The 944-nt window shown below is 58.3% G+C and carries 2 protein-coding genes; both read right to left on the bottom strand.

Translation table 11 applies throughout. The features are described 5' to 3' along the window. Positions 1 to 21: 21 nt before the first annotated feature. Positions 22 to 576, bottom strand: coding sequence for a sulfopyruvate decarboxylase subunit beta (gene comE, locus Q1A44_RS21845; protein ID WP_299629559.1), 555 nt, complete (start codon positions 574 to 576; stop codon positions 22 to 24). Further along, positions 573 to 944, bottom strand: a 372-nt coding sequence (locus tag Q1A44_RS21840) for a sulfopyruvate decarboxylase subunit alpha (RefSeq protein WP_299629551.1), incomplete at its 5' end; no start/stop codon positions are given. The genes Q1A44_RS21840 and comE, both read right to left, overlap by 4 nt.

Below are 944 nucleotides of genomic sequence, written 5' to 3'. Positions count from 1 at the left end.
CCCCCTGGTTTTTTTTATTTTTTATTTTGTGACTGCGTTCATGAATCTGTGTTTGATGACGACGGGGTCCATTGTTATGACGGGGAGTTTGATGTTTCCGCTGTCGCATTTGACGACGATGATGGTCATTTTTTTGCTGTCGATGGCTGCTTGCAGCACCTTGCCGGTGTCCACGTCCTGGCAGGTCACCACGTTTTCGCAGCCGCAGGCGGCGGCGACTTTTTCCAGGGCCGTCTTCTTGCCCGCATAGGTGGGCTGGTCGCCGGTGGAGCCGTAGCTGCCATTGTCGATGATCATCAGGATGTAGTTGTCGGCGACGTTGTTGGCGATGGTGGGCAGGGTGCCGAGGTTGGTCAGGACCGACCCGTCGCCGTCGATGGATATCACCGTCTTGTCCTGGGCCAGGGCCAGGCCCAGGCCGATGGAGGAGCTGAGCCCCATGGTGCCCAGCATGTAAAAGTTGCGTTCGTTGTCGTCGATCATATGCAGCTCCTGGCTGGGCAGACCGATGTTACAGACAACAAGGTGCGGGTTCAGGATGGGCGCGATCTCGCGCAGGATCTCGGAACGGATCATTGGTCGCCGTAGCCTCCCCAGAAGTTGGCATCGGTCAGGATTGCGACCGGTTTGTTGCACATGAAGGTGTATTTGAGGATGTTGTCGAACTCGGCTACATCCGCTTGCGTATGGAAATGGTAGGTGGGGATGTTCATCTGGGCCAGAAGGGCCTTGGTGTGCACGGCCATCTCGACCTGGCAGGCCACCGGCTCGCGCAGCTCACCGCGATAGCTGATCAGCATGGGCAGGGGCATGCGGTAATACTGGATCAGGGTCGCAAGCGTGTTGATGGTCACCCCGATGGCGGTGTTCTGCATGATGATGGCGGGGCGTTTGCCGCCCATATGGGCGCCCGCGCACAGGCCCATGCCCTCGTCTTCCTTGTT

It is taken from the genome of uncultured Tateyamaria sp. (assembly GCF_947503705.1).
Taxonomy (GTDB): Bacteria; Pseudomonadota; Alphaproteobacteria; order Rhodobacterales; family Rhodobacteraceae; genus Tateyamaria.
This window is presented reverse-complemented; position numbering and strand designations above follow the sequence as displayed.

What these genes read in the sequence shown, in the direction of transcription:
- comE (WP_299629559.1), bottom strand. Translation starts at nt 576, where the DNA reads ATGATCCGTTCCGAGATCCTGCGCGAGATCGCGCCCATCCTGAACCCG.